The following is a 26754-nucleotide window of genomic DNA, read 5'->3' as shown; positions in this document are numbered from 1 at the left end:
AGTGACCATGATCATCGCACATTCTCCCGGATCCCTGCGGCAGGCGTGGGTCGCCCTGGCCGGGCTGTCCGCAGTCTTCCTCTTCGAGATGCTCGACAACTCGATCCTCAACGTCGCCCTCCCCACCATCGGCCGCGAACTGCACGCGTCGACCACCCAGCTGCAATGGGTCACCGGCGGGTACGGCGTCGTGTTCGGTGGGCTGATGCTCGTCTTCGGAGCGCTCGCCGACCGCTCCGGCCGCCGCCGGATGATGCTGATCGGGCTCGTCCTGCTCGCCGTCGCGAGCCTCGCGACCGCCTTCGTCACCACCGCGAACCAGCTCATCGCGGTCCGGATGGCGATGGGAGTCGCCGCCGCGATGACCACGCCCGGCTCGATGGCGCTGGCCTTCCGGCTGTTCAGCGAGGACGGCCTGCGGGTCCGCGCCTTCAACCTGATCTCGACCGTCGGCATGGTCGGACTCGCGGTCGGCCCGACAGCGGGCGGCTTCGTGCTGTCCTTCGCACCCTGGCAGGTCCTGCTGCTGATCAACGTCCCGATCGCCGTCCTCGCGTTCATCGGCATCCGGACCGGTATCGCCACCGACGACCCGGCCGAGCTGCACCGTGACCCGGTCGACGTCAGCGGCGCCGTACTGGGCACCGCCACCATCATGCTCGCGCTCGTCGCGCCGACCTTCTTCGTCGAGCAGGGCACCGCGGCCTGGCAGCCCTGGGTCACCACCGGCGCGGCCGTCGTGGCCGCTGTCCTCTTCGTCGTTCGGCAGCGGACCGCGAAGTTCCCGATGCTCGACCTCAAGCTCGTCGCCCGCCCCCTGGTTTCCAGCGGCCTGGCCTACAAGGGCGCCTCCGGACTCGCGGTCGCCGGCCTCGGCTACATGGTCACGCTCCAACTCCAGCTGGACTGGGGCTGGTCCCCCGCGCTGACCGCGATCGGCATGCTGCCGCAGGTCGCCGTACTGCTGCTCGGCGGTGTGCTCGTCTCCCCGTTCGTGAAGCGCGTCGGGCTCGAGAACTCGGCCTGGATGAGCTCGGCGATGGTCGTGTTCGGCCTCGCGGTCTACGCGTCGCTGGGTCGCCTCGGCTACGGCTGGATCGCGCTCTCGCTCGTCCTGGTCTCCGCCGGGATGCGCGTGGTCGGCGTCGTCGCCGGTACGAACGTCATGCGCGGCCTGCCCGAGAACCGCTCCACGATCGGCGCCGCCCTCGTCGACACCTCCTCACAGGTCACGACCGGCGTCGGTATCGCGGCGACCGGCACGATCCTCGCCGCGATGTTCACCGGCAGCATCGCCACCGCTCACTGGACAGCAGACCAGACCTCGCAGTTCGAGGCCGCGATCATGGTCGCCGGCTTCAGCCTGACCGCCGCGGCCGGTGCGTTGGTCACCTGGGCCTTCCTCCGCACGCGAAACGCCGCTCGGGTCGCAGAGGTGGTCGCAGCATGACCTCGGTCTCCTTCCCCAGCAACCTCGTCCGGATCGAGTTCCCCAGCGGCCTTGTCCGGATCGAGGGTGCCCAGGACCTCGAGCGGACGGCCGCCGGCATCCGGCCGCGTCGTCTGCCTGCCTGGACCCGCCGGTACGACGCGGGCCTCGAACTCGCGGTGTCCATGGCGGCCGGTGTCCGGCTCCGGCTGCGCACCGCAGCTCGCGAGATCGCGCTCGGCGTCCACGTCCGGGTGATGGCCGGGTCGCCGGCGTCTTTTGACCTTGTGCTCGACGGGTCGGTGCTGGCCCGGGAGACCGCGGTCCACGGCGACACCTTCGTGGTTCCTTCGTCGACGCTGATCCCGGGTGCTGCGGAGACCATCCGGTTCACCGGTCTGCCGGCCGGGGAGAAGACGCTCGAGATCTGGTTGCCCCACACGGCCGTTGTCGAACTGCGCACGATCAGCGCCTCCGACGTGTTCTTGCCGCCGGAACCGGCGGGCTCACCGCGCTGGATCCACTACGGTTCCTCGATCAGTCACGGAATGCAGGCACCGGCCCCGACCCTGACCTGGCCCGCGATCGCCGCGTTGCGGACCGGGACCTCGCTGGTCGATCTCGGGTTCGCGGGGAACGCCATGCTGGATCCGGACGTCGCCCGTACCATCGCCGAAATCCCCGCCGACCTGATCACCCTGAAGATCGGTGCCAACCTCGTCATCACGGCGGCGATGCTCGAACGCACCTTCGTCCCCGCGGTCCACAACTTCCTGGACCTCATCCGCGCCGGTCACCCGACCACGCCGATCGCCCTGATCTCCCCGATCTCCTTACCAGCCTTGGAAACCCAGCCGGGCCCCGCCCGGATCGACCCCACCACCGGCTCGATCCGAGGCTCCGCCGTACCCGGCGCACTGAGCATGACCCGAGTTCGCGAGCTGCTCGCGGGCATCACCGCCGTACGGGCCGATCCTGCGCTTCGCCTGGTCGACGGTCGCGAACTCCTCGGCCCGTCCGACGTCGATTTGCTTGCCGACGGCATCCATCCCGACGCCGCCGGTCACCTACTGATCGGCGACCGCGCCACCAAACTCCTCCTCGGCGGCGGGCCAGTTCCCGGGGGTGTGGAGGGTGGACGGTGGGCTTGAACAAGTAATGACGTGTTCAAGCCCACCAGCACCTGTCCAAGCCCTCAGGTTGTGGTTGCGGGCGTCCACCGCTACTTCGGTACGGCGGCTTCGGCGTCCAGGAGGCGTTCGGCGCGCGGTACGGCGAGAGCGCGGGAGGCGACGAACCAGACCAGCAGGAGGACGATCAACGGCGTCTGGGAAGTCAGCGAGGTCTGCGTGATGTCGTCGGCCGGTTGGCTGTAGATGATCACGACCCGCAGGACGGCGTCGGCCAGGAACACCACCCCGAGCCCGAACGTCATCGCCCGATACAGCCCGCGGAACTCGCGGGACCGGGTCCAGACGCGCTCGAAGGCCTCGGCCCGCTCCGGATCTCCCTTGGCCGCAACGGGTTTCAGGACCGAGCGCATCATCGGCCGATCCGTCCAGGTGGTCGCCAGCGCGAAGATCCCACCGACGGCGAGGTACAGCGAGGTCCTGGCCAGCACGAAGCGGGCATCACCACTGATCGAGGTCACCACGATGCTGACCAGCACCTCGATCAGCACCAGGACCGCGAACGCGTCGATGCGCCGTCCCTCAGCTCGGAGACGGTTCCGCACGAGGTCCGCGACGACGATCACGCCGGCCACCATGGCACCGGCCACCATGCTTGCCGTCGTACCGGCGCCGGCAAGATGACTACCGACGATCGCGGCGACTGGCAGCAGTCCGGCGATCAGTGCGAGCCGCCAGCGGAACTCACCGGACTCGATCCGGCCACCGATCGCCTTGCCGCTCAGGAGCGCACCACCGATGGACAGCCGGAGCGCGGCCGACAATCCGGTCGGCGCGAGCGCGATCAGGATCAGCGTGGGCAGCAGCAGGTCGACCGCCAGGTTCGCGATCGTCGTCGAGATCCAGATGACCTTCTGACGCTTGGTCGGTTCAGGCATGGGGTGCCACCTTCGGGCCGTAGTTCGCGGATCGTCGCAGGGCCTCGCCGGCCATGGCCCGCATCTGTTCGTGGTACTGCGCAACGGCCTGGTCGATCGGGCCGCCGGATCGCACCGCACGGACCAGCAGCGCCGCGTCGGCGAAGGCCGTGTTCGCACCTTCACCACCGGCCGGCGACATCGCATGGATCGCGTCACCGAGAAAAGCGACCGGTACGCCGGTGGGCGTGGGAAGCGGCGGGACCTCCGGCATCGCCCGCAGCGGCGTGGCGAAACAGTCGTCTGCGGTTGTCTCACGCAGTACGGCGGTCGCGCGCGGATCCCAGTCGGCGGTCCGATTCCGAGCGAAGTCCAGCAGGTCAGCACGCGCGGTGGGCAGCTCACTGGTGGGGCCGATCAACACCCACATCACGTACGGCGCGGGGGCGTGCGGAGCGTCGTACGCGCAGAGAGCCAGCGTGGTGTCGGTGTCGACGACTCCGCAGAACCGGCTCCGCAGGATCACCGGCGCCAGCCAGCCGCGGTTCGCCTCGGTGATCGCCGTACGGCCGAAGATCGCGGACGACCCCAGCGGTTGTGGATCGTGGCCGGGGATCAGCTCCTGGCGCAATGCCGAGCCGACGCCGTCGGCGACGACGATCAGGTCGGCGGGACCGACCTGATTGATCGATTCGATCCGTCGGTCGAAGGTAATCCGATCGGCCACCCGGTCCGCCAGCAGGCTGCGCATCCTGGTCCGGTCGATCGCACCCGGCGGGCCCGGCGTCTCGTAGCGCGCGAGCAGGTCGAGCGTCGACGAGTACAGGTAGACCGCGGCGTCCGGCTGGCGATGCAAGAGTCGCTCGTACGCCGCGAACTGCTCGTCGTTCAGGCAGGTGCGCAGGGCGTCGTGCCCGCTCGGGTTGATGTTGATCCGATAGCCCTGCCGCTCGTCCCGGATTTTGTTCTGCGCCTCCAGCACCTCGACGTCCCAGCCCGCGGCGTGCAGTGCGTTGGCTACGCACAAACCGCCCAGGCCCGCGCCGACCACGACGACTCGCATCACGCTCACCATTCTCTTAGTTCGTAGATCTCTTATTTTCTAAGATACCCAGACTCTAAGATAGAATGCGGTCATGGCGCAAGAAGATCCGCCCGGGCCACCGCCCGGCTCCCTGCTGGGCCGCGAGTTCGCGACGGCGATCGTGGTGTTCCACGAGGCCGTCGGGCGGTTGCTCGGGCTCAGCTCCGTCGAGCGCAAATGCCTCGACGTCCTCGACCGGCTGGGGCCGGTCACCGCCGGAGCGATCGCCGAGCACACCGGGCTGACCACCGGCGCGGTCACCGGCCTCGCCGACCGGCTCGAGAAGGCCGGCTACGCCCGCCGGACCAGAGACCCCCACGACCGGCGCAAAGTGCTGATCGAGCTCGTCCCCAACGAACGCCGGGCAGAGCTGACGGCCGCCGCCTTCGGCCCCTTCGGAGCCGAGATGGCCGAGGCCGCCGCCAAGTACACCCCGGCCGAGCTTGCCGTCATCTCCGACTGGGTCGCAGCCACGACCGACATCCTGGTCAACAACACCCGCCGCATCACCCAGCTGAAGGTGTGACTGCCTTGTGGGCAAGGGATTCGATCGCTGGGGTCAGTTCGTCCAGTTGGGGCTTTAGGCGGCGGACCGTGCTGGCTTCGAGCGCTAGTGCGCGGTCGAGCTGGTAGCGGGTCCAGCCCGCTGCCGTGGTGCAGTCGTGCCAGGCGGCGGCTAGGTCGGACTCCTGCGCGGTCGGGACATAGGGGCGAGCATCCGGTCGACCGAAGGCGACTCCGAAGGTGCGGATGTCGGCGGTCTTGTCGGTGGAGGTGAAGCCTTTCCCTTGCAGACAAGCCAGGACCGGTACGGCGAACCGCGCCGGCATCGCGTCGGCGTACACAGGTCGCAACGCCATCCGCAGTTGATTCCCGAGGTCGTAGTACCGGCTCTGAACGTCCATTGCGTCCGGACCGCGGCGAGCGTTCGCTTCCTGCGTGCAGCGGTCGACCGCATCCGAGAACTTCTGACTGGTACTGCGAATCGCCGGCGGCTCGGCAGGCAGCTCCCGACCGAACCCGCGGCGGCGCGCTTCCGCAGCGCTCGTCGCACCGAAGCTGCTCGTGCTGACCCGCAGGTCGTCGAAGGTGCCGCTCCGCTGCCGGCCCGCCGCCTGCTGCAGTTCGGGGTAGCCGGCCTCGGCCAGGCAGTGATCCCGATCCACCCGTACGGCGGCCGCGATCGCATCCAGCAGGTCGCCCCGGAAAACGTCGTACGGCTGGCTGGGCGCCTGCACCGTCGGGGTCGGTACGACGACTGCCGCGGGCGGAGGCGGCGACGCCATACAGGCTGAAACCAGGCAGGCCAGGACCAGTAGGAGCCAGAGCCGGCTACGGCTGCTCCAGGAGCAGCCGTAGCCGTTGTCGGATGCGCTCATCAGCAGCGGCTGTGGCCGTTGTTGCGGTTCTGCTTGCCGACCGTGCGGAGGTCGCCCTTCCAGCCGATCGGCGCGGTGAAGGTGACGAACCAGCCGCCGGTGCCGGTGATGTCCCAGATCTTGACCGCGCACTCGGTGTCCCGGTTCCAGAACGAGCCGGCCGTGTCCATCAGCCTGGTCGACGATTGGACGCCGTTGGCGCGGTCCCAGTAGTAGTCGTCGCTGTGGTCCATGTCGGCGTTCCAGAACTGCCGTCCGTAGTTGCCGAAGGAGTAGTCGTAGTAGAAGCAGATCTCCCCGCTGTTGCAGTCGACGTTGCCGTCACCTCTGTCGGCGTTGGCCGGCACGGTGGTGAGCGCGGCGGCACCCCCGGCAAGGGCGAGCACCGCGGCAAGACGTGGCAGAAGTTTCACGGGTGGTTCCTCCAGTATGTCGGCGATTCGGGGCGGAGGCGGGATCGCCTCGACACACGGAAACGTAGAAGCGCGGCCCGGTAGTGCGGTACAACTTCGGGTGGGGCCGAATTGTTTGCGCAGCTGGGGGAGCGATGTGGCGCATCCATCTGAGTACGGACGACATCCGGCGGATCCGGATCGCACCGGACATCGATCCGCTGTGGGAGCTCGTACACAGCATCCAGTTGCTCGACAACGGCGGCCCGGTGATCTTCGGTCCATGGCGGCGGCGCGTGCGGCTGGCCGGGCTGGCCCGCTGGAGCATGCTGCGGCACCTGTCGCCACCGATGGGCTACTTCGCCGACTTCCTCACCCCGGCAACCGGGACGACCGATCTCCGGGCCGGGATCGAGGAGGTGCTCCGGACTCCGCGTTCGAGCCTGCGCAGCGACCTCGTCACGCTGCATGAGCAGTGCCCGCGCCCGACCGACTGGGCGCGTGACCTTGCGGCCGGCGACCAGCACACGCTGCGGGCGCTCGGCAGCAACCTGATCCAGTTCCACGAAGCGCACCTGAAGCCTTCGTGGGCGGAGATCCGCGGTCAGGTCACCGAAGAGCTCAACCGGGTACGCCGTCTGCTGTGCGACGAGGGAGTCGACGCCCTGCTCGCATCACTCGGCGGCCACGTGCACTGGGAACCGCCCGCACTGGTCCTGCGCAACAAGCAGACCGAGCGGGACCTGTACGTCGACGGTCGCGGCATCATCATCCAGCCGTCGTTCTTCGCGCTCGGCGACACATCCATCCTGGACGTCCCCGGCGAACCGTTCGTCCTCGCCTACCCGATCCGGCATCGGCTCGGCTGGTGGGACACCCGGACCGAGGGCACCCGGCTCGACGCCGTACTGGGCAAGACGCGGGCCGAAGTCCTGTACTGCCTCGCGAACGGCGACCGCACCACCACCGAGCTGGCGCGGGCCCTCGACCTCTCGTCAGCCACCGCCAGCGAGCAGACCAAGGCCCTCCGCGAAGCCGGCCTGATCACCAGCCAGCGCAATGGCAAGAGCGTCCGGCACGCACTCTCCCCCACCGGCTCCACCCTGCTCGGTGTGACGGTCACGCCCTAGGGCGGACGATCACCACGCCCAGAGCGGCGCCGACGACGTACCAGAAGAGGTCTGGTGCGTTGAAGGCCGAGCCGAGCACCAGATGGGCCAGACCGCTGCGTGCGGACAGCTCTGCGGGGATGCTGGTGAGCTGGAAGAACTCCACTGCCCAGCTGAAGGCCGTGGCCGCCAGAGCCGCACGCAGCGGGCGCAGCCAGAAGGACAGCAGCGCGTAGATCAACGTGGCGTAGAGCGCGACCCCGACGTACTTGGCGAAGTCACCACCGGTGAACGCCCGCACGCCGAGACCCAGCGCGAGTACGACGGGCACCGCGAGCCAAGGTCTCACGCGGGGAGCTTACGGGGGGATCAGAACCCCGAAGCAGCCAGCAGCTCCCGGACCTCCGGAGTGGATGCCGTCACGGTCAGCAGACAACTGCCCGACCAGCAGCGGCGCGCAGCCACATCCACCAGATGCGGCAGCACCTCGTGCCCCACCGGACCGAGCCCACCCTCGATCGCCAGCTCCACGCCACGCGACCGCCCGTCGCACGCATCCACCAGTAACTCGCGGACCGCGGCCGACACCTCCGCGGTCAACTCACCCGCAACCACAATCCGGACCAGAGCCCCGTCCCGCTCGAGACGCACCCCCAGATCATCCGCTTGCCCACACGTCTCATGTTCCAGAACCGTCATCGACCCCTCCGCTTCCTCACAAGTCGACTCCCGGTACCCGATCCGCCGAGGTTCAATCAGGCTGTTGCTCCCGGTTTGGCCTGGGTACCGGCGCGATGGGAAACATCCGGAGGCCCTGTAACGAACGCTTGAACTCCACCGATGTTCCCAGCAAGAACGCATCCGAAAGGTGTCGGGACCCCCTTGCTAGCAAAAATGAACACCTACCGGCCCACCGCCGAAGACTCCCCCGGCCACGACTTCGTCGAAGGCCCCAGCGACGGCCTGCTCTACTGCACCCGCTGCCCGATGGTCGCCTATGACCTGGCCGACGCCGCCACCGAGCCCGAGTGCCCCCTCCCCCTGGAGTCCTGGTCCGCCTAGACCAGGCCCTTGAGCAACTGGCGGGCCATGACGATGCGTTGGACCTGGTTGATGCCTTCGTAGATCTGGGTGATCTTGGCGGTGTACGAGAGGCCAGATCGGCTTCGCTGGCCGATCTGGCCTCTGACCTGCGGTTTGCTCAGCATCACCGCTCACCTCTGATCGACGTTTGCCGACGGTCCACGGAGCTGATACGGAGCACGGCTGCCGTCTCGGCGCACGCTCGGCACCTCGCGCTTCCCCCTCCACCGAGGCCAATGTGATCACTGAAAGTCATCGACATCGGCGAAGGAATCTTTTCAGGCTCTCGTCATAACGCCGCCCGGACGAACTTTCTCGCGTGCGGGTTACGATCCTCCAGAGTCAGCAACTTCTTCAAGAACCGACTCTAGTTCACTGAGCTCTACGCCCCCTGACTCCTGCGCGCCGCGCTGGGAGCGTGAGTCGCAGGAATGAGCCACCGTCGTGGCGCCCTGCCCGCTTGCGGTTGGTGCGGTGATCTTCACCTGCCTCGGTACGGAACGAACCCCGTCCCGTGCTAGGAGCGTCCGTCAGCCGCTGACAGCCAACTCGAGCCGGCACAGCACCGATCGTGGTGTGCCGACTTCACAGTTGCCGGCACAGGCGATGGCCCGCCATCACCCACCGCCGGGGCAGGCCGCTTCCGTCGAGGCGGCCAGCCACAAGTAACTTGGGCCATTCTGCGGCGTTGGACCGGCGTGACTGATGACATTATCGACTCCTACTGCTTTGGCTTCGACGTCGTATTGGGCGACGAACCCGAGTACCGCGCTCACGACGCCTCGCTCCTTCCGGAAGCCGGCCTATGCATCCGGGATTCTCTGGGTACTCAGACACGAACGAACGATGACCCAACCGCGACAGCAGTCGGCTTGGCTACTCGGCTACTCGCCGAGCACTTGCCCGATGTGCTTTACCGCTGCACTGCTGAGAGGACGGCACATAACGTGCCGACGAAAGTGCGGATCAGGCTCTGGTTTGCCGACCAGTCGAGGGATGAGCCAGCGGTGATGGTCGAGGCCAGTCGACGCCAGCTCGCAGAGGCTCAGGTCGGCGCTGCCCTGACCAGGCTGCAAGAAGCAGAGGGGCTGGTCGAGTTGATGGCGTCTCAATGGCGGAGTTCGGTCGCAGCGCTGGCGTTGTCCTTCGACGATCGCGCGGCCTATTGCCAGAGGATGGGAAGCGATCGTTGGACTGCGACGGATATTGAGCAGTACTCGGCTGCGCGCCAAGACATGCAAGCCTTGGAGACCGCGGCACGAACCTCAGAGGTGCGCCCGGTCAAGCCGTACACTGGGCTCGCTGCCGAGGACGACCACGAGGGCCTGGTGATTGGTCCGATCGGGGTATGGGTCTCTCCAGACGGCATCATGCATCTTGAGAGCTCAGGTGAGGTCGAGTTGTCCCAGGCCAGCCTCGCCGCCGTTGGACGCGCACTATCAGGTACGACCTCCCCGGTGACTGGCCGGCTTCTCGTACTCGAATACCCCGACGACGTCGAGGACACCGACGTCCGGTCGCTGATCGCCAGCTTGAAGCTGAACAAAGACTTCCGCATCACGACGGCTGAGGAGACCACCGAAGACACCCTGCCGGCTGGCGCGGTGGACGTCGCAGATCCCGTCGCTGCTGGACTCCTATCGGCCTTGCGCGGCAACGCGGAGGGCCTGAGCACGAGCTATCTGGCTCGCGCGGTGCGCAAGAGCCCCGACACGGCGCGACGACACCTGCGCCGCCTTCTTAGCGCCGGCGTAGTTCGGCGCGTCGGTCACGGCCGATACGCAATTGTTCACTAGTGATTCATCCATCGGGGGCGCCGATGGGCCACCAGCCGATGCCATTCGTGGGCAAGACCAATAAAGGCGGCCGCCGACCTGCGCGCCAAAGGGATGATGGCCGTCGCGATCCGCACGCTCGGCGAGCCGGAGGAGGCCGCGGACGCGCTCGACGAGGCGTTCATCTCGGCCCTCCGGCGGGCCGACTCGCTCCGCATCGACACCAAGGGTCTCCACCTGGCTGCACCGGCTCGTCGTGAATGCCTGCTTGGACAGGATCCGCCGCCAGCAGATCCGGGTCGCCGACCCGCTGCCCGAGGGCGAGCGCCACGCAGCCGAGGTCCGCGAGCGTCGGCTCGAAGTACTCAACGCGCTGACGCAGATCAGCGAGCACCAGCGGGCCGCGCTCGTTCTCGTCGTCCTGGAGGGCTACTCGATCGAGGAAGCCGCCGCCATCCTTGGCGTCGCACCCGGCACGGTCAGGAGCCGAGCCGCCCGCGGCCGCGGCAGGCTGCTGCCGCTACTACGGCACTGGCAAACAACCAGCGCAGGTTCGGAGCAGTCCGGCGAAGCAGACGACGGCGGACGACCTCTCCAATAACCAAAGGCGGCAACTCATTCTCGCCCCACGGTTACGCCACACTGGTGCCATGAGGGAGTGGTTGCGGGCCTCGCTCGCTTGGCTATTGGGCTGGCTGCTGGTGCTGGTCGGTTGCGGTGCGTTGGCCGTCATCTGGTTCAGCGCTGACCCAGTGGATAGCGCTCAGGTCATCGGCACGGTCGTCGCGCTGGTGGCATTGGTGTCTGGCGGGTGCGCCGTGTTGTGGAAATGGTCCAGGGCCGGTGTCGTGGAGCGGCGATCAGTCGTGGCGCGGCTCGCGCCGGAACTGCGAAGGCCTGGGCGGCTGCGCAGGCTTGGTGAGGTCGAGCTGACCTATCTGGGGGTGCGTGTCCCGCGTCACAGCCAGAGTGACTCGATCGCCCAGCTGTCCTATGCCTCGCGTTGGGTCCTGGACCCGCAGTTGCGCGCCGCTTTGTCCGAGTGCCGGTTTGTGCTCGTGCACGGTCCCTCAGCCGCTGGTAAGTCGCGCTCGACCGCCGAGACGGCCCGAGCCTTGTACCGTGACCGCCCGGTGCTGGTGCCGCCGGTCCGGAAGGACTCATTGACTGAACTCCTGACCGCGAAGGTCGTCACTGCAGGAACAGTCGTCTGGCTCGACGACATGGACCGCCACATCGGTGTCGGTGTCGATGCCGGTGTCGTACGGTCGTTGCTCACGGTAGATCGCGTCATCGTCGTGGCAACGATCCGCGCGGCCGCCTACGAGGCCCTGAAACCGAAAGACGAACTGAAGCCGCCCGGCAGCGACGTGATCGAATTGGCGAAAGAAGACCATTGCGCCCTGGTCGCGTTCACTACCTGGGACGAGGCTGACCGGGAACAGGCTGCCCAGCAGTACATCGGGCACCCCGACGTGGTCGACGCCCTCAGCAACGGTATGGGTCTCGGTGAGTACCTCGTCGCCGGACCCGAACTCGTCGAGCGGGTAGAGACCGGCGACCCGCCCGCCTCCGGAATCGCAGTCGTCGCTGCCGCCACGGACTGGTACCGAGCGGGAATGACCCGTCCCGCGCCCGTCGATCTTGTCCGGAAGCTCTATCCGCTGTATCTGCCTCCCGATGACGCATCGCTCCTGGAACGCTTCCAGGAGGCCTTGCGGTGGGCGTGTACACCCGTGTCGGGGGCGCGACTGCTGACGAACCTGACCGACGGCAGCGGGTTAGCCGTTCACGACTACTACCTGGATCATGTGTGGAAGCACTCCATGAAGGCGGTCCCATCGCGGGCCTGGGACGTGATCGCTGACGAGTTGGCCGACGCGCCGATAGACCTTACTGGGCTTGCGGTCATGCTGCACGAGAGCGGTGACCCGCTCAAAGCAGAGCGTCTATTTCGCGTGGCCGCCGATGCTGGGATCTCCGGCGCGATGTACAACCTCGGGATCGGGCTGGTTGAGCGGGGTGAGCTGGTCGAGGCGGAACGCTGGTTCCGCGTGGCCGCCGACGCCGGGTTCCCCGCCGCGATGTACAACCTCGGGATCTTGCTGGCCGGTCGCGGTGAGCTGGTCGAGACGGAACGCTGGTTCCGCGCGGCCGCCAGCGCAGGGTTCCCCGACGCGATGTACAGCCTCGGGTTCGTACTGGACGGTCGTGGTGAGTCGGTCGAGGCCGAACGCTGGTTCCGCGCGGCCGCCGACGCCGGCTTCACAGGCGCGATGTTCAGCGTCGGGCTAATGCTGGATGGTCGTGGTGAGCTGGACGAAGCAGAACGCTGGTACCGTGCGGCCGCCGACGCCGGGTCCCCCGCCGCGATGAACAACCTCGGGATCTTGCTGGTTGGGCGGGGTGAGCTGGTCGAAGCAGAACGCTGGTACCGCGTGGCCGCCGACGCCGGGTCCCCCGCCGCGATGTACAGCCTCGGCGTCTTGCTGGCCGAGCAGGGTGACCTGGCCGAAGCAGAACGCTGGTACCGCGAGCCAGCCGACGCTGGCGATCCCGACGCGATGAGCAACCTCGGGCTCCTGCTGGAGCAGCGGGGTGAGCTGGTCGAAGCGGAACGCTGGTTCCGCTCGGCCAGCGCCGCCGGGTCACCCTCCGCGATGTATAGCCTCGGGCTCCTGCTGGAGCAGCGGGGTGAGCTGGTCGAAGCGGAACGCTGGTTCCGCTCGGCCAGCGCCGCCGGGTTCCCCGACGCGATGAACAGCCTCGGGGTCATGCTGGCTAAGAGGGGTGAGCTGGTCGAGGCGGAACGCTGGTCCCGCGCCGCCGCCGACGCAGGGTTCCCCGACGCGATGTACAGCCTCGGGATCCTCCTGACCGAGCGAGGTGATCTGGTCGAAGCCGAACGGTGGTACCGCGCCGCCGCTGACGCAGGGTCCCTCGCCGCGATGAACAACCTCGGGCTCCTCCTGGAGCACCGGGGTGAGCTGGTCGAAGCGGAACGCTGGTTGCGCGAGGCCGCGGATGCCGGGCTCCTCGCCGCGATGAACAACCTCGAAGGCTTGTTGCACAGACCAGGCAGCAGCTCCGATGCCTGACAGGGGGCAATGCCGGACAGATCACCTGTCCGGGCACTCGAACAGACGCCGGTCGACCAGACCCTTCGGCGGCCACCGGGGCTTCCACCGCGCGGTCACGGATGTCCTTTCGCCAGCGCTCGCCCCCGCCGCGAGCGTCGCGGACGGCGTACAGCACGATGAAGGATCACCCGAAGGTCTGCAATCCGGAGTGGTCACCGAGGCGGCCGGTGATGCTCTGCCGGCGCAGCATCCGGGTGATGTCGTGACGGTCGACCCGGTGCCCGGCTGCGTCGACTATCAGGGCCGGGCTCCCGGTTCCGGTCCACGGTGGCCGGATGGTGACGTACAGGTCCAGTAGCTCGGCGAAGTCGGTCTCGAGCGGTACCCGGACCTGCGCGCCGCCTTTACGGGTAATGACCAGCCAGGTACGGCGGCCCTCGTCCTGGCGGTCGGCGTCGTCGGCCGAGCACAGTTCGGAGACCCGCAGAGCGCCGGTGAACAACAGCCCGACGGCCAGAGCATCACGCACGTCGGCCGCGGCCGCGAGGATTGCCGTGATGGCTTCAGCCTGAAGGACGCGGGCCAATGTTGCCTTGCGGCCGCGGCGGACCTTCGGGCGGTGATCATCGTCGGGGATTGGGGAGACCACCGGGAAACCCCAGCCCGCGGCGTACCGGTAGAGGCTGGACAAGGCCGACAGCCGCCGGGCGATCGACGACTCAGCAGCGCCGGCATCCTCCTGACGGGTAAGCCACATCGTCAGCTCACCGAGGTGAAGGTCCAGAGCGAACCGTTCACGGCCTAGCTCGCGCCAGGCCGAGTCCGCCCACAGCAGCAGATCGTCGGCGTACGCGATGCGCGTCTGCGCGGTCGCCCGGCGGGTCCCGCCCAGCCACAGCACCGCCAGCGCGGTCTCCTCAAGCGTCAGCGCCTCGACCAAAAGGTCGTACCGGTCAACCGGTACGACTTACCGGTCCGCGCCGATCGGCCGGCGGGCACCCAGGACCCGGCGTACTGCGGTCTCCGTCGCCGCGTCTGGGCAGGGCTGCTCGGCTGCTGGTCGCTCCGAGAGGCTTCTGGATGCCAGTTCGAGCGCGTCAGCGTGCTGATGGTCCACAACAGAAAGGCTCGATCACTTAATAGGGATTATGCGTCTCCAGTTTGATGGTGGCTGTCTCGTCGCTGCACGGCCTTAGCGAAAGACAAAGACACCCCGCGCACAAAGGGGCCGCCGGGTCGACCAGCCGATGACATCAGTAGCCGATGCTGGGCGCCATTTCGTGCGCTACCTGCAGGCGCTCGATGGGACTGTTCGTCTCTTGGGCTCGATGTGGGTTCCTCACAGGCCCATTTGTGGGCCGTTAGCTGAGTCCTGCGAGGAATGCTCCAATGCCTGCGACCGGCTCGATCGTCGCTTCCCAGGTCGTCTGTAGTCCGCGAGCGGACGAGTCTGGAGCAGCGCGTCGTGTAGCCGTTGGTGGCCGCCGGGCGGCTTCCACAGGCTGGATGGAGTATGGGCGCCTGGTAGTTCCACGGCTTGGACTCGGGGGAAGTTTGCGGACAGATCGCTGAGGCACTCAGCTGCCATCTGTTGTAGTGCTCGTCTGCTTCCGGTTGCGACGATCACCGTCGCGGTCAGCGTGTGGATGGCGAGCGTTCTGGCCTGGTCGACGGATAGGACGCCATCGCAGAGGGGGATGCCTACCCACCCTCCGCCTGCCAACCGGCTGATCCGCTCGATGGCGAAGGCGTCCAATGGGTCGTTGACCAGTACAGGCGTTGCTTCTACTGCGAGCAGATCGGATTGCTGGAAAGACGTTCCGAGCCACACCGCCACCAGCCGTGGGCAGGGCCCCGGACCGCCCGACCGGCAGCACCAGCGCTACTCCTTGCGGCTTCAACGCCAACAGGACCTGCTTGAGCCGGATGAATAGAAATGTTCCAGCCCGGTTCTGAGGGGAGGGCGGCGCAGCAATGCGCCGTCCTTACCCGACTCATCAGCCCACTGCTGATGAATATCGCTTTGCACGGGATGGAGACCGCTGCTGGTGTTCGGTACAAACCCTGGCGGTCAACGCGAGGGTGCCCAGCACCGGGCACGCCGGTGCTGGGTCAGGTATGCCGACGACCTGGTGGCGCTTTGCCACTCACGGCAACAAGCCGAGCAGGTCAAGGAACGCCTTGCCACGTGGCTGGCACCCCGAGGGCTGGCGTTCAACGAGGACAAGACGCAGATCGTGCACTTGTCCGAGGGGTTCGACTTCCTCGGGTTCACCGTCCGCCACTACCGCAACCCGGGAAAACTGCTGATCACGCCGTCGAAAGCCGCGGTCAAACGGTTCCGTGCACGTCTGCGCGCCGAGGTGCGCAGTCTTCACGGCACGCCCGCGGCGGCGGTGATCAGCAGACTCAACCCGATCCTGCGGGGGTGGCCGCGTACTACCGAACGGCTGTGTCCAAGAAGGTCTTCAACGACATCGACTCCTCCCTGTGGTGGACGATGTTCAAGTAGGGCAGACGCCAACACAACACGAAGACCGGCCAGTGGATCGTGGACCGCTATTTCGGGCAGTTCAATTCGACCAGACAAGACCGCTGGATCTTCGGCGACCGGGAGACCGGCGCCTACCTGCGGAAACTGTTGTGGACGCCGATCCGTCGCCACAGGATGGTCAAGGCCGACGCGTCGCCAGACGACCCGGCCCTGACCGAGTACTGGCAACAGCGACGACGGCGCCGCCGGCCACCGGACACGCCAGCACCACTGCCCCGTCACCCTCGACGCCCCTAGGGACTTGCTTGAGCCGGATGCGGTGAAATCCGCACGTCCGGTTCTGAGGGGCCCCGGCCCGGCAACGGTCCGGGGCTACCCGACGACCAAGACCATGCTCCCGGTCATCAGTCCTTCATGGCCGTCCACCAGCTCACCGCTGTCACCATCATCGCTGACGCGGGGATGATCTCTGATGCCAACCAGCACGCGATCGACCACGCCGGACTGTCGTTCATCTTCGCCACGTTGATCCCCGAAATGCCTTACGTGGTGAAGAAGGGGCGCACAACCCACCCTGGTGAAGACTTCCCTGACGGGCACGTGTTCACCCAGCCCTGGCCCGCCACGCAGGCGCAGAAGGCCGCGGGACGTCGGGACAAGGTCAGCTACTACCAGTACCTGGCTGACCGGCCACGGCGGGCGCTGCGCGGCATCGACCAACAAAGTCGCCAAGGCCGAAGGCGCTGTCGCGGGCAAGGTCGCGGTGAAGCGCAACCGGTTCATCAAGCTCACCGGCACGAAGAAGTCGATCAACCGCGACCTCGAGACCAAGGCCCGCAGCCTGGCCGGCCTGAAGGGCTACACCACCAACATCAACAACCCGACCGCGGACTTCGTGATCGGCGCCTACCACCAGCTGTGGCGCGTCGAGGAAAGCTTCCGGATGTCCAAGCACGACCTCCGGGCGACCGATCTACCACCACAAAAGCGAATCCATCGATGCCCACCTCACGATCGTGTTCGCCGCCCTGGACATCACCCGATTCATCGAGGACCGGAACGGCTGGTCGATCAAGAAGTTCATCCGCACCGCACGCCGCTACCACACCGTCCGAATCCGCGCCGGCCAGCACATCCTCACCGCCGAAGACCCACTGCCCACCGACCTACGCGACGCCCTCGCCCAGATCACCTGACCGAACAGTGCGCACTAAATTGATAAGACTCAGGTACCCGCAGGTCAGCGCGTTCCAGCCCCTGGAAATCTGTTCAAGTGACCCAACTCAGGACAGATGCCGCCACTGACCCCATTCGGCTTGACGCCGCGGCGCAACATCGCCAACGGCCCAACCGGGGGGCAGACTGGCCGGCACAGGCAGGACGCCGGTGCCGACCAGTCCGGGGTCAGTCCAGTGAGTAGTAGACAGTTGCTATCAGATCGGTGTCGCCATCAATGTCGATCTCTGGCCGAATCACAATATCTTTAATACCGTCATCCGTCAGACCGTCGATCTCCTCCAGATACCCAGCCAGGCTGCGAAGCAGGGCGGTTATCGCCAATGCCGGTTCCGCCTCATCCACCTTCCTGCTGAGCGAGAAATGAAGGCACGAATACTTGTCAACAGACATAGCTTATTCCAATCAGGCGGAGACTGGTCCACCGGTGACGAGGTTGATCATGACCCAGGCAATCACAATAGTGACACCGAGAGCGATAGCCACCCATTTCGCGATGCGCCTGCCATATTTGAGCACCCAGTTCCTGACCCGATTTAAAACCCTCTTCGTGAAGCCCTTCCTTTTCTTCTTCGGCGCAGTCTTCTTGTTATTTGCCCGCTTCTGCTTATTGCGATCGCCAGCATACTTCTCCTGCTTTACGATCTTCTTCCTGGCGCGCCTGTAGTCTTCGTCAACGAACGGCTTGCCCTGCTTATGGTTGGTCCACGCGCGCCATTCGGCCTCAGTCAACCCACTCGGTCGCCCGCTTCCGTGCCGGTCGTCCGGATCCATCTTGCCGGACAGGTCGGCGCGGTTGACGCTGTCGGAGGGGTAGGCGTAGGCGTTCGGATTGCCCCCAACTACCGGGTCGACCGACGTAAACAGGCCCGATGTGGGGTTGTAAAGCCGGACGCCCATTAGGGTCAGGCCGGCTCCGCTCACGGCCCGTTGATGAGCTCCGAGCCAGCCATAGTCGAGAAGTCCTGTCCTACTGCCTGCGACTGGGGCATTGCCGTATTCGTCGAAGTTGCTCCAACCCGCGATCGATGCTGCTTGTCCGCCAGGAGGCAGTCCGACCGTTGTGACAACGTCACCATGCGGGTTCGCCAGGGTCAGATTTGCAATGCCAGATTGGTCGACCGTGAGCGTTAGGGCGTCACCGACCATCTCCGCGTAGCGCTGGGTGGACGCATCTTGAGTAACCCACGTTGGATTGTCAGAGCCGTCAGTGTAATGACGGATTGTCTGAGTGCTCGATTCCGCAGTGATCGCTGTCTCCACTGACCGACGGTCGAGTGCGTCCAACTCGAACGTTGTCGTGGTACCGCCTTGAGTGATGCTGCGTGCCAGATCATCGTCATAGTAGTTGAGGCCAATGTCTCCGGTCGCCGAGTTCGGAGCATCTGAGGCCGGGATTTTGACCGTGCGACCGAGTTGGTCGTATGTATACGATCCAGAGCCGTTGGCACCGGAAACGGGGCGGTCGGCCGTATCGAAGACTCGGGCGATTGTCGATGCCCCATCCGTCGTGCACGAACCATCCGGACTTGTCCCGGCGGTCGACTTGCTCTGACGATTGTCGTTGCGGTCGAAGCTATAGGTGCGAGTCGTGCACGGGACCTGCGCTGGGTCCGTCATGTCAGCTCCCGAACTGGGAGCGGTCCGGTCGTTGACCTGCGTCAGGCGACTGGCGTTGTCGTACGTGTAGCGCCGATCGTAAGGTAGCGCACCACCGGTTGGGCTGGTAAACGCAACTCCATCAGGCGTCCACTCGTGAGTGATACGGCCAGTTACGTCATTCTCGACCGACCAAGAGAGCCAGTCCGCCGTCTGTGTTGTTGTCGACCCGTCGCCGTTCTGAGTCGTGACCGGGCCGGCGTAGCGTCGCCCGGTGGATTCCCCGCTGGCATCGGTGTCGTCGTACTGCCAAACGCCGCCTGGCAGCTTCTGCATCGCCAGCGACCCGTCAGATTCGTACGCGCCTTGGGAGGTCCAGGTCGATCCCCCGGTCATGACGTCGACCCGGGTTACCAAGCCGCGGCGCTCCATCTTTCCATCGGCGTCGACGCCGTCGTAGGTGTAGGTTGTCGAGCCGTTGGCATCGGTCGCCCTCGCAACGTAACCCGCCGCGTCATAGGTCGTGACGGCAGCGCCCTCACCCGACGGCTGATATGAGACCTCCCGTGCCCAGGCATCTCGCCCCGTTGTCACGCTGCTCGAGATCGACCCATCCGCCTTGTATGCGGTCTCTGTCGCTGGTTCACCTGTCGCGGCGTCGTACCTCGTGATCTTCATGGTGTTCGGCGTGGAGGAAGCAAGGCCGGTCACAGCAGTTCCGGTGGATTCGGCGCGACCATCGGCAAGATACGTGGTCGTGGTCGTTCTCTTGACCGCACCAGACACCTCTTCGACGACGGTCGGCGCCAGGAGATAGCTGTACGCCTTCGTCGTTGTCGCGGGGAGGGTCGGCGTCGGTCCCGAGGCGGACGTCGGCTGCGCGGCCGGATAGGTCTTGCAGACCTGACCGGCCCATTCCGGCCGCAGACCACACTCCGGGGTCCCGCTCTGAGCGCCGCTCGAGTAGTAGGCGGTCTTTGTCGTCCCAGCGTCCGTACCGCTGGAGGCCGGCTGTCTGGTTTCGATCACCCGGCCATCACCGTCGTACCGCGTCAACTTCACAATGTCACTGGAACTGTTGACGCCATCGAGGTCGACGTCGTTGATGGACTTCCCTATTCTCCCTTGAGCCCACCCATCGGCGTCTCCTGCGACCGGCGCGGAGTAGTCGGTCAGCGTCCGGCCAGTGATCTCGATGTCGGCCTTGGTCCCTGGGTCCTGCGCGTAGGACGTCTCCGACGTAGCGAGCCGGTAAGGCAACGAAGTACTGGGATTCAGTCCGCCGTTGGGAGCTCCCTGGTCGAACGTCGTCCGAGTGTGCGGGCGAACCCAAGCGACGCTGCCGTCCTTGAGCGCAGCAAATCGCGCCGGCCCGTAGAAGTCGGTCACCAATGTTCCGGCTGGAGTCATCACAGCGTCGCCGCCTGCGTTCTTGATCTCCGAGTTGTAGACCGTCGTGGACGCAAGCTGATCTGCTGTCGCTCCGGGAGTGAGGTTGCCGTCGATAATCAACCGCAGAGCACGCTCGTCGAGCTCACGAACTGTATTGCCCTGGTCATTGTAATCGATGGAAGTGTATTGCCAATCGCCTGCGCCGTACTTCGCGGAGTTAACCGTGTACCCAGCAGCGTTGGCGTAGTGCAACTCTGCGTACTGCCAGTCCTCCGCCGTCGGCGCGCCTGCAAGCGGGCGGTCCGGGCTGAAGACCGCAAAGCCCCTTGCCGGGACGGACCGCTGGTTCCAACGGGCTACTGAGGCAATGCTCATATCGGGCAGGCCGCTGCCAGACAACGGTACGTCGTAAACGTACTTGCCCAGAACAGCGACGCCTCCGCTCGGATCGCCTGCAGGGCGCTCACGCTTGACTGTGTCGAGTTTCAGGCGGCCGTCCACACTCAAGTAATCGAACTGGTAGGGGATCTCCCCTGCCGGCTTGATTGTGGACAAGACCCCGGCAGCGTTATAGCCGTATTCAGTCGACAAGCCCGATCGCGGATCGGTGATTTTCGCCAGTTGAGCGTTGGCGTCATAGGCGTAGGTCGCGACGACGAACGATTCGACGTCTGCACCGCCGGCCTTTGCCGGGTTGTATGTGTCCAGCCATACTTTACTGAGTCGAACCTGTCCTGGTTTCGGAGTCGTGTACTCGAAGCGTAAGGCGCGACAGCCCGCCTTCATCCCGCCCAGTGGAGCCGATGCAGAATAGGTCCCACACGTCACTCCCTCTGGCACAGGCGCCAAGATGCGCGCAATGCGGCCACCATCCCCGTAGGCGTACGTCGTCTCAGACGCCGATCCCACCTCGGCGACAGCGGTAGGCCGAAACACCGTTTCTCCGGCCGCAGTCGGGAGCGAACTGGGCGACCAGGTCGTGACGGTGCCGTCCTCCTCTGTGTAGGACACCACAGTGGCGGCACCAGAACCGCTCACGCTGAGACTCGAGGTTGTCTGTGCTGTTGCCTCGTCGAGGGCGACCCACTTGCCGACCTCGAAGATCGCAGAGGTGCGACGCTTTCCTGAAGGTCCTTCGAAGACCTGCGCAGCGCCTTCCTCGTCCTGTAGAACCAGGGTTCCGTCGAGGCGTGTGGAGTCGATGAGTCGCATGCCTGCGGCACCGACGTCGGCTCCGTCGAACTCTGCGACCCAGCCTGGTCCGAAGACCCCGGTGACCTGATTTCCCGGCGATTCGTACGTTGTGTGCGATCGCGAGATCGTCATATCCCCGAGATAGCCCGGCACGGAGACATCTGTGGATGACGTATTGAATTCTCCTGTCCACAAAGCGACCTGACCCGGCCCCGCGTCGGCGACTGGGAAGCCGCTGCCGAAGGCATGCGGAAGCCGCTGGACGGTTGTCCCCGGGGCCTGCGACCAAGTGCACTGCTCAGCGGTGCCGTACAGGAAGCAGACCTGGACGTCGAGCTTCACAGGAACCCGCGGGTTCAGCGGAGTGGCCTCGATGGTCGCGGTGTCGGGATTGAAGTCCAGGTTAACGTCGGACTCGGCATTCATCGTGTCCCACAGTGTGTCGACCGTGACCCCGCCAGCACCATTGTCAGTGACCGGAACCTCGGTCGAGTCGTTCCAACCGACCAAGTCGTCCGAACCGCCATATCCGGAGACGCGCCATTTCACCTTGGCCTTGACCGATGATGCGGTTCCCTTTGGCGGACCTGCGGCGGTGATGTGGATGTCGTCAGCGGCCGTGATCCGGGGGCTCGCGGACGGTGACGTGAGTGTCGTACCGCCCCAGCCGAGCTTATAGGTCACGCCAGCCGACAGCTTGCCCGCCGGGGTCTCGGCCTGGGTCACGATCGTGTGCAGGCCAGCCTGGTTCTTCGGGAAGATCACGTCCCACTTCGCGACCGCCGAGTCGCTCGACGGGGTGATCTTGATCTGTCCCTCGGCGCCACCGACCGGGTTCGCGGACGGGCGCTTGCCGTCGATGACGACGCGCAGATGGCCGGGGGCGTTGTACCCGTTACCGGTCGCGGTGAGCGTGCACTTCACGTCCGCCGTCGGAGCCGTGTCCTGCCACGTGTTGTTGCCGTACGGAGCCGGGCATGAAACCACGGGAGAGGCAGGCGTCGTCGCTCCGGTGCGCAGACGCTGGTTGTAGCTCACCCACGGACCGTCCAGGCGGCCGTCGTTCGCCTTCGCCCGGATGTAGAGCAGCGTGTTATCCGGAAGGTCGGTCGAAGGGCGGCAACCCGCCGTCGTGGCGGAGGCGTAGATTGACGACGTACAGGTCCCCTTGACGCTGAGGGTGGAGCCCGAACCGGTGTAGAACTCGAAAATGTACTTCAGCGTATTCCCGTCCGGATCGGTCGCCTTTGTGCGCACCCACGGACGCAAGGTCGACGAATACAACGCTGAAGAAGTCTCACCCGGAGCCGCATATGCGACTGCCTCGGACGGTTCCGCTGTCGCCGGAGCGTTCGGTGGACGGTTCCACGTGAACGATACCGACGGATCGGTCTCCGACTCCATCGACCTGAACCGCTTGTACGCCGTCGCATCCGACTCATCGGCCGCCTCCAATACAGCACCGACCGTCCCCGCCGGAGTCGTCGACCAGTACCGCGCCAGAGCCGTCATCGGGATGCTGATGCGGCCCGCCGCGCAACCCGAAAAACCCTTCGCAGCACTCACAGACCCCGACAACGTCGGTGAAATCTCGGGCTGTTTCTTCCACGTGGTGTCCGGCGATGCTGGAGCCGCGCCATACAGATTCACGACCGTCGGCGTACAGGTCGTCGCGGCGTCTTGATACAACGAGAAGGCCGCCGAAACTATGTCTTTCGACCGGAACGGCGCCGTACCGAAGTTGAAGAAGGCCCTGTTCTGATGGGTCCCGTTCCGCCCAACCTGCAACTGCGTCAATGACGACAGATCTGTCTCCACGCTCGTCTGCACGAACGTATCGAATGCCGGCGAAGCCGTGCCAGCCACGTATGTCGGGTCTACTGTGACTGGGAAGGCACGACCGGGGTCCATGAACCACTCCGCGTTCGGAGCGACCACAAGCGTCGCCTTACCCGGAGCGACCTGCTCCACCGACACATTCACGACCGTCTTGTTGACCGGCTCACCCGTGACCGGGTCCTTCGCGGCGTCCCACATGTAGGCCACCGGGATCCGTGACCTTACGACGTTCTTCGCGTCGACGAACTCGACCACGCCCGACTTCGCTGCACGGGCCGTGAGCCCCTTCGTCCGCAGCGGAAAGCGCCAGACCGGAGCCGACTCCGGCCGCGTCTTCACGACAAAGTCGGCCTCGAATCCGTTGCGTCGCGCATCGAGCGCCAGATCAACGCCCGGCTGCACCTCGCCGTACGTCGCCTTCGTCCCGTCGACCGAAGGTTCCGGCAGTCGGAACGGCGCCAGCCACTCCATCAACCCGCCGTTGGCCGAAGCAGCCGACGCGAACACCCCACCCGGCCCCGCCGTGCGCTTGCCCAGCCTCAGTCCAAGCTTGTGTCCCTTAGGGGCAACTGTCCCGTCCGTGGCCTTGGCGAGATCCAGATCGACAGATCGCCACTGCCCGGACGAATTCCTGAACCGCACCGGCGCCATATGCGCCTCGGTTGTCATCGTGCCGTCCGGGTTCGCCCAGGTTGTCGCGGTCTCCGACCGCATGGATTCGACCTCGATCCTGGTGCCCTGCGATCTGGCCGTCACCATCGCCGAAACGGGGTCCGGACGCGAAGTTACCTTGGCCACCTCAAGTACACGAACCTCAGCGTATGCCGGCAAGTTCACATGCAGAGCCACAAGTATCGAGGCAAACGCTACGACCAGTGCCACCACCCGTGGGAACCACTGCACACGAGCGCGTTGAGAGCGATCTAAGACGTACACGACACACCTCACCTCATGCCGGCCAAGGGACAGTCTCGACGACGGGACATTCGTCGAGAGTGGCCAGCAGCCGCTGCATCGTCCTCTCACACCGCGCCGTTACAGGATTTGCATCAAGCTGCAGTGCATGTTGTCAACATCACACGCACGTGCCGGCCGGGTGAGGGCTGTTGCGGCTGGCAATTATCGATACCGCCGGCGCCATCAGCGACGCGCTGGGGCTGCCGCTGCGAGCGGAAGAGGCTCCATGAACTTCAAGGATCAAGACTCGGGCGAGCCACGATGAACGGTCCGTGTGCAACCGAGCAATGACGTCCAGTCACGAAGCCGGCGCAGGGCGAGTGGCAGGTCTCGATGGAAGGCCACGGGGTCCGTTGGGGCTGCATCTTCTTGGTAGCAGGCTTCCCAGAGGTTGTGCCTCCGCGGCGAGTCGGCGGACGGGCGGGTGCACTTCGTATCGGCCTCGAACTCCGCTGATCACTGGCCGTTTACTGACCACTTTGAGTGGCAAGCATTGGTCCACGATGAGAATCAACGACAACTATCAACCATAGTTTCCGCAGGTCATGGTCATGTTCAGACCACTTTGGCAGGTGTTGAGATGTCTGGCGGGGCAAAGCGGTGGTTGGGGGTTCGAGTCCTTCGCTGGCTCTCAGATCAAGCAACCTCAGCTCTTTGCTGCGACGCTGCGTCCGGGAAGCCTCTGGTTCATCGGTGTAACGAGCGCTGATGCATCACCGACACCACGGACCCGAACTCGCCAACCGGTGGACGGCGGTCTCCGAAGGGGGGCGACGGCCGAGAACTGTCGGTGACGGCACCTATGTTCTCCGTTATGAGATCTTCTTCGAGCCGGGGACGATACCGCGCGGGCTGTGGTCTGGCCGGTTGCTCATCAGGGTCCGACCCGCGGTCGTCGAAGCTGGAGGCCGAAATCTTCAACCTGCTCGACTTCATGATCGGTGGAGGCGCGCAAGACGTTCGGTTCCCGTGGGACGGGCGGCTTCGGATCGACATGCTCTTCGAGCTGCCGTCCAGGTTCCGGCTGGCGGTCGAGTACGACGGAGCATATTGGCACCAGGGCAAAGAGTCTTCCGACATCGCAAAAGCAGAACGCCTGGTCGACAGTGGGTTTGTCCACGCCGTCGTCCGCCTCCGAGAGAGCCCGCTGCCGACATTGTCGAGCCTGGATGTCGCCGTACCGCCGAACGCAAGCAGTCGAACCGTGGCGCAGCTCGCGCTCCTTCACATGCTTCACACGTTCACCGGTCCACTGGCCTATCGGGAGTACGAGATTCGAGCCTTCCTTGAAACGGCGCCTGAGCCGCCTCCGCGGTCAGCCATTGTGTGCCGCCGATGCCTCAAGACAGGAATCCCAGCTCGTGCACGTCACAACCAGAGACTGTTCACGGAACGGGCAGCCCAGTGGTGACGAGATGAGGCATCAGGGGCACCTACGCGGCGATAGATCTCCACGGTCCGGATGCCTTTGGTGACTCTGCCAGCCGGACAGACCAGACCGGCTAGTGTCGCGTGTCATTAATTAGGTGACGGTTGGGGTTGGGGTTGGGGTTGGGTGAGAATGGGGTATGCCGAACCGTCCTGCTGCTGCGCTGGTGCTTCGTGAGGGTGATCGGGAGCGGTTGGTGTCGTTGACTCGGTCGACGTCGGTGCGGGCTGGGTTGGCTGTGCGGGCGCGGGTGGTTTTGCTGGCTGCTGAGGGGGTCGCGAACACGGCGATTGCGGAGCAGGTGGGGTTGTCTCGTCCGAAGGTGATCGGGTGGCGGCAGCGTTACGAGCGCAGTGGTATGGCGGGTTTGGATGATGCGGATCGGTCGGGCCGGCCGCGGCTGATCGATCACAAGATGATCGTGGCCGAGACGTTGAAGCCGCCGCCGAAGAAGCTGGGTGTGACGCATTGGTCGTCTCGGTTGCTGGCCGAGCGGCTGAAGATCGGCAACGCGACAGTGGCCCGGGCCTGGCGTGCCTATGGGGTGCAGCCGTGGCGTAGTGAGACGTTCAAGTTCTCCACCGATCCCGAACTGGTTGCCAAGGTCACCGATGTGGTCGGGTTGTATCTGGCGCCGCCGGACAACGCGATCGTGTTGTGTGTCGACGAGAAGTCCCAGATTCAGGCGTTGGACCGGACCCAGCCGATGCTGCCGATGCAGCCAGGCCTGGCCGAGCGCCGCACCCATGACTACGTCCGGCACGGCACCAGCACCCTGTTCGCGGCACTGGAAATCGCCACCGGAACGGTGACCGCGGCCTGCAAACCCAGGCACCGCCACCAAGAGTTCCTGGCCTTTCTCAAACAGGTCGCCCGCGCCTATCCCGACACCGACCTGCATCTGGTGATGGATAACTACGCCGCCCACAAGCGCCCCGAGATCAAGGCATGGCTGGCAGCCAACCCACGGATCCACACGCACTTCACACCAACGTCTGGATCGTGGCTCAACCTGGTCGAGGTCTGGTTCGGCATCATCGAACGCCAAGCCATCCGCCGCGGCACCTTCAGATCCGTCCGCGACCTCAACGCCAAAATCCGCACCTTCGTCGACGGCTGGAACGACCGCTGCCACCCCTTCGTCTGGACCAAAACACCCGACCAGATCCTCAAGAAGGCCAACCGTCACCAAACTTCAGAAACGGTCCACTAGCACCTGAACACGTCATCGGTGTC

At 65.5% G+C, this 26754-nt stretch carries 21 protein-coding genes and 1 pseudogene; 12 read left to right on the top strand and 10 right to left on the bottom strand.

The annotated features are described in order from the left end of the window. Positions 1-7 precede the first annotated feature (7 nt). Positions 8-1450: an MFS transporter gene (locus tag OG474_RS25475; RefSeq protein ID WP_405056080.1), complete on the top strand. Its 1443-nt coding sequence runs from the start codon at positions 8-10 to the stop codon at positions 1448-1450. Further along, positions 1447-2580: an SGNH/GDSL hydrolase family protein gene (locus OG474_RS25470; protein ID WP_405056079.1), complete on the top strand. Its 1134-nt coding sequence runs from the start codon at positions 1447-1449 to the stop codon at positions 2578-2580. The genes OG474_RS25475 and OG474_RS25470 overlap by 4 nt, the downstream gene beginning before the upstream one ends. Before the next feature lie 71 nt (positions 2581-2651). On the opposite strand, the gene OG474_RS25465 is transcribed toward OG474_RS25470, so the two are convergent. Both OG474_RS25465 and OG474_RS25460 read right to left on the bottom strand, forming a co-directional pair. Next, positions 2652-3497, bottom strand: coding sequence for a VC0807 family protein (locus OG474_RS25465; RefSeq protein WP_405056078.1), 846 nt, complete (start codon positions 3495-3497; stop codon positions 2652-2654). Further along, the gene (locus OG474_RS25460) at positions 3490-4539 is read right to left on the bottom strand and encodes an FAD-dependent oxidoreductase (protein ID WP_405056077.1); all 1050 of its coding nucleotides are present in this window, start codon (positions 4537-4539) and stop codon (positions 3490-3492) included. The genes OG474_RS25465 and OG474_RS25460 overlap by 8 nt, the downstream gene beginning before the upstream one ends. A 73-nt stretch (positions 4540-4612) precedes the next feature. On the opposite strand from OG474_RS25460, the gene OG474_RS25455 reads away from it, so the two are divergent. Next, positions 4613-5086, top strand: coding sequence for a MarR family winged helix-turn-helix transcriptional regulator (locus OG474_RS25455; RefSeq protein ID WP_405056076.1), 474 nt, complete (start codon positions 4613-4615; stop codon positions 5084-5086). Here the strand turns inward: OG474_RS25455 and OG474_RS25450 are convergent. Together OG474_RS25450 and OG474_RS25445 are read right to left on the bottom strand one after the other, a co-directional pair. Further along, the gene (locus OG474_RS25450; RefSeq protein ID WP_405056075.1) at positions 5067-5939 is read right to left on the bottom strand and encodes a hypothetical protein; all 873 of its coding nucleotides are present in this window, start codon (positions 5937-5939) and stop codon (positions 5067-5069) included. The genes OG474_RS25455 and OG474_RS25450 overlap by 20 nt on opposite strands. Then, positions 5939-6352 carry a hypothetical protein gene (locus tag OG474_RS25445; protein ID WP_405056074.1) on the bottom strand — a complete coding sequence of 138 codons (414 nt, stop codon included), beginning with the start codon at positions 6350-6352 and terminating at the stop codon, positions 5939-5941. The genes OG474_RS25450 and OG474_RS25445 overlap by 1 nt, the downstream gene beginning before the upstream one ends. A 134-nt stretch (positions 6353-6486) precedes the next feature. On the opposite strand from OG474_RS25445, the gene OG474_RS25440 reads away from it, so the two are divergent. Next, the gene (locus tag OG474_RS25440; RefSeq protein ID WP_405056073.1) at positions 6487-7461 is read left to right on the top strand and encodes an ArsR/SmtB family transcription factor; all 975 of its coding nucleotides are present in this window, start codon (positions 6487-6489) and stop codon (positions 7459-7461) included. Here the strand turns inward: OG474_RS25440 and OG474_RS25435 are convergent. Together OG474_RS25435 and OG474_RS25430 are read right to left on the bottom strand one after the other, a co-directional pair. Then, a complete protein-coding gene (locus OG474_RS25435) occupies positions 7451-7789 on the bottom strand; it encodes a DUF2809 domain-containing protein (protein ID WP_405056072.1) in 339 nt (112 codons plus the stop codon). The two genes, OG474_RS25440 and OG474_RS25435, sit on opposite strands and share 11 nt — an antisense overlap. A gap of 20 nt (positions 7790-7809) precedes the next feature. Beyond that, positions 7810-8139, bottom strand: coding sequence for a hypothetical protein (locus OG474_RS25430; protein WP_405056071.1), 330 nt, complete (start codon positions 8137-8139; stop codon positions 7810-7812). A 195-nt stretch (positions 8140-8334) separates the two neighbouring features. Here OG474_RS25430 and OG474_RS25425 point away from each other — a divergent pair, with 195 nt between their 5' ends. After that, positions 8335-8502, top strand: coding sequence for a hypothetical protein (locus OG474_RS25425; protein ID WP_405056070.1), 168 nt, complete (start codon positions 8335-8337; stop codon positions 8500-8502). Here the strand turns inward: OG474_RS25425 and OG474_RS25420 are convergent. Beyond that, positions 8499-8648 (bottom strand): hypothetical protein, encoded by a 150-nt coding sequence (locus OG474_RS25420; protein WP_405064687.1) that lies wholly within the window; start codon positions 8646-8648, stop codon positions 8499-8501. The two genes, OG474_RS25425 and OG474_RS25420, sit on opposite strands and share 4 nt — an antisense overlap. A gap of 573 nt (positions 8649-9221) precedes the next feature. On the opposite strand from OG474_RS25420, the gene OG474_RS25415 reads away from it, so the two are divergent. The 3 genes from OG474_RS25415 to OG474_RS25405 all read left to right on the top strand — a co-directional run bounded on the left by OG474_RS25415 (position 9222) and on the right by OG474_RS25405 (position 13396). Continuing rightward, positions 9222-10319 carry a winged helix-turn-helix domain-containing protein gene (locus OG474_RS25415; protein WP_405056069.1) on the top strand — a complete coding sequence of 366 codons (1098 nt, stop codon included), beginning with the start codon at positions 9222-9224 and terminating at the stop codon, positions 10317-10319. Positions 10320-10566: 247 nt separating this feature from the next. Further along, positions 10567-10899, top strand: a complete 333-nt coding sequence (locus OG474_RS25410) for a sigma factor-like helix-turn-helix DNA-binding protein (protein WP_405056068.1) — start codon at positions 10567-10569, stop codon at positions 10897-10899. Positions 10900-10948: 49 nt separating this feature from the next. Next, positions 10949-13396 (top strand): tetratricopeptide repeat protein, encoded by a 2448-nt coding sequence (locus OG474_RS25405; protein ID WP_405056067.1) that lies wholly within the window; start codon positions 10949-10951, stop codon positions 13394-13396. A 166-nt stretch (positions 13397-13562) separates the two neighbouring features. On the opposite strand, the gene OG474_RS25400 is transcribed toward OG474_RS25405, so the two are convergent. Next, on the bottom strand, positions 13563-14318 hold the full coding sequence (locus OG474_RS25400) for a tyrosine-type recombinase/integrase (RefSeq protein WP_405056066.1): 756 nt from the start codon (positions 14316-14318) through the stop codon (positions 13563-13565). Between the two features lie 1108 nt (positions 14319-15426). Between OG474_RS25400 and OG474_RS25395 the strand changes: the two genes are divergently transcribed. Further along, the gene (locus OG474_RS25395; protein ID WP_405056065.1) at positions 15427-16086 is read left to right on the top strand and encodes a reverse transcriptase domain-containing protein; all 660 of its coding nucleotides are present in this window, start codon (positions 15427-15429) and stop codon (positions 16084-16086) included. A 141-nt stretch (positions 16087-16227) separates the two neighbouring features. Then, positions 16228-17068 (top strand): annotated as a pseudogene (locus OG474_RS25390) (IS1634 family transposase); the annotation flags it as partial. Positions 17069-17276: 208 nt separating this feature from the next. Here the strand turns inward: OG474_RS25390 and OG474_RS25385 are convergent. Continuing rightward, the gene (locus tag OG474_RS25385; RefSeq protein WP_405056064.1) at positions 17277-17501 is read right to left on the bottom strand and encodes a hypothetical protein; all 225 of its coding nucleotides are present in this window, start codon (positions 17499-17501) and stop codon (positions 17277-17279) included. Positions 17502-17513: 12 nt separating this feature from the next. Further along, entirely contained in the window at positions 17514-24017 is a 6504-nt protein-coding gene (locus OG474_RS25380; RefSeq protein ID WP_405056063.1) for a DUF6531 domain-containing protein, read from the bottom strand. An 886-nt stretch (positions 24018-24903) separates the two neighbouring features. Here OG474_RS25380 and OG474_RS25375 point away from each other — a divergent pair. Both OG474_RS25375 and OG474_RS25370 read left to right on the top strand, forming a co-directional pair. Next, a complete protein-coding gene (locus tag OG474_RS25375; RefSeq protein WP_405056062.1) occupies positions 24904-25500 on the top strand; it encodes a hypothetical protein in 597 nt (198 codons plus the stop codon). A 157-nt stretch (positions 25501-25657) separates the two neighbouring features. After that, the gene (locus OG474_RS25370; RefSeq protein ID WP_405056061.1) at positions 25658-26731 is read left to right on the top strand and encodes an IS630 family transposase; all 1074 of its coding nucleotides are present in this window, start codon (positions 25658-25660) and stop codon (positions 26729-26731) included. Positions 26732-26754: the final 23 nt, after the last annotated feature.

This window comes from Kribbella sp. NBC_01505 (assembly GCF_045040285.1).
Taxonomy (GTDB): Bacteria; Actinomycetota; Actinomycetes; order Propionibacteriales; family Kribbellaceae; genus Kribbella.
The sequence above is the reverse complement of the archived record's forward strand: the minus strand, read 5'-3'. Positions and strand labels throughout refer to the sequence as shown.

Bases quoted from the DNA above. Each gene is read 5' to 3' on its own strand.
- OG474_RS25475 (WP_405056080.1), top strand. From the start codon at position 8: ATGATCATCGCACATTCTCCCGGATCCCTGCGGCAGGCGTGGGTCGCC.
- OG474_RS25405 (WP_405056067.1), top strand. From the start codon at position 10,949: ATGAGGGAGTGGTTGCGGGCCTCGCTCGCTTGGCTATTGGGCTGGCTG.
- OG474_RS25385 (WP_405056064.1), bottom strand. From the start codon at position 17,501: ATGTCTGTTGACAAGTATTCGTGCCTTCATTTCTCGCTCAGCAGGAAG.
- OG474_RS25425 (WP_405056070.1), top strand. From the start codon at position 8,335: ATGAACACCTACCGGCCCACCGCCGAAGACTCCCCCGGCCACGACTTC.
- OG474_RS25420 (WP_405064687.1), bottom strand. From the start codon at position 8,648: ATGCTGAGCAAACCGCAGGTCAGAGGCCAGATCGGCCAGCGAAGCCGA.
- OG474_RS25470 (WP_405056079.1), top strand. From the start codon at position 1,447: ATGACCTCGGTCTCCTTCCCCAGCAACCTCGTCCGGATCGAGTTCCCC.
- OG474_RS25430 (WP_405056071.1), bottom strand. From the start codon at position 8,139: ATGACGGTTCTGGAACATGAGACGTGTGGGCAAGCGGATGATCTGGGG.
- OG474_RS25455 (WP_405056076.1), top strand. From the start codon at position 4,613: ATGGCGCAAGAAGATCCGCCCGGGCCACCGCCCGGCTCCCTGCTGGGC.
- OG474_RS25450 (WP_405056075.1), bottom strand. From the start codon at position 5,939: ATGAGCGCATCCGACAACGGCTACGGCTGCTCCTGGAGCAGCCGTAGC.
- OG474_RS25440 (WP_405056073.1), top strand. From the start codon at position 6,487: ATGTGGCGCATCCATCTGAGTACGGACGACATCCGGCGGATCCGGATC.
- OG474_RS25460 (WP_405056077.1), bottom strand. From the start codon at position 4,539: ATGCGAGTCGTCGTGGTCGGCGCGGGCCTGGGCGGTTTGTGCGTAGCC.
- OG474_RS25375 (WP_405056062.1), top strand. From the start codon at position 24,904: ATGAGATCTTCTTCGAGCCGGGGACGATACCGCGCGGGCTGTGGTCTG.
- OG474_RS25465 (WP_405056078.1), bottom strand. From the start codon at position 3,497: ATGCCTGAACCGACCAAGCGTCAGAAGGTCATCTGGATCTCGACGACG.
- OG474_RS25370 (WP_405056061.1), top strand. From the start codon at position 25,658: ATGCCGAACCGTCCTGCTGCTGCGCTGGTGCTTCGTGAGGGTGATCGG.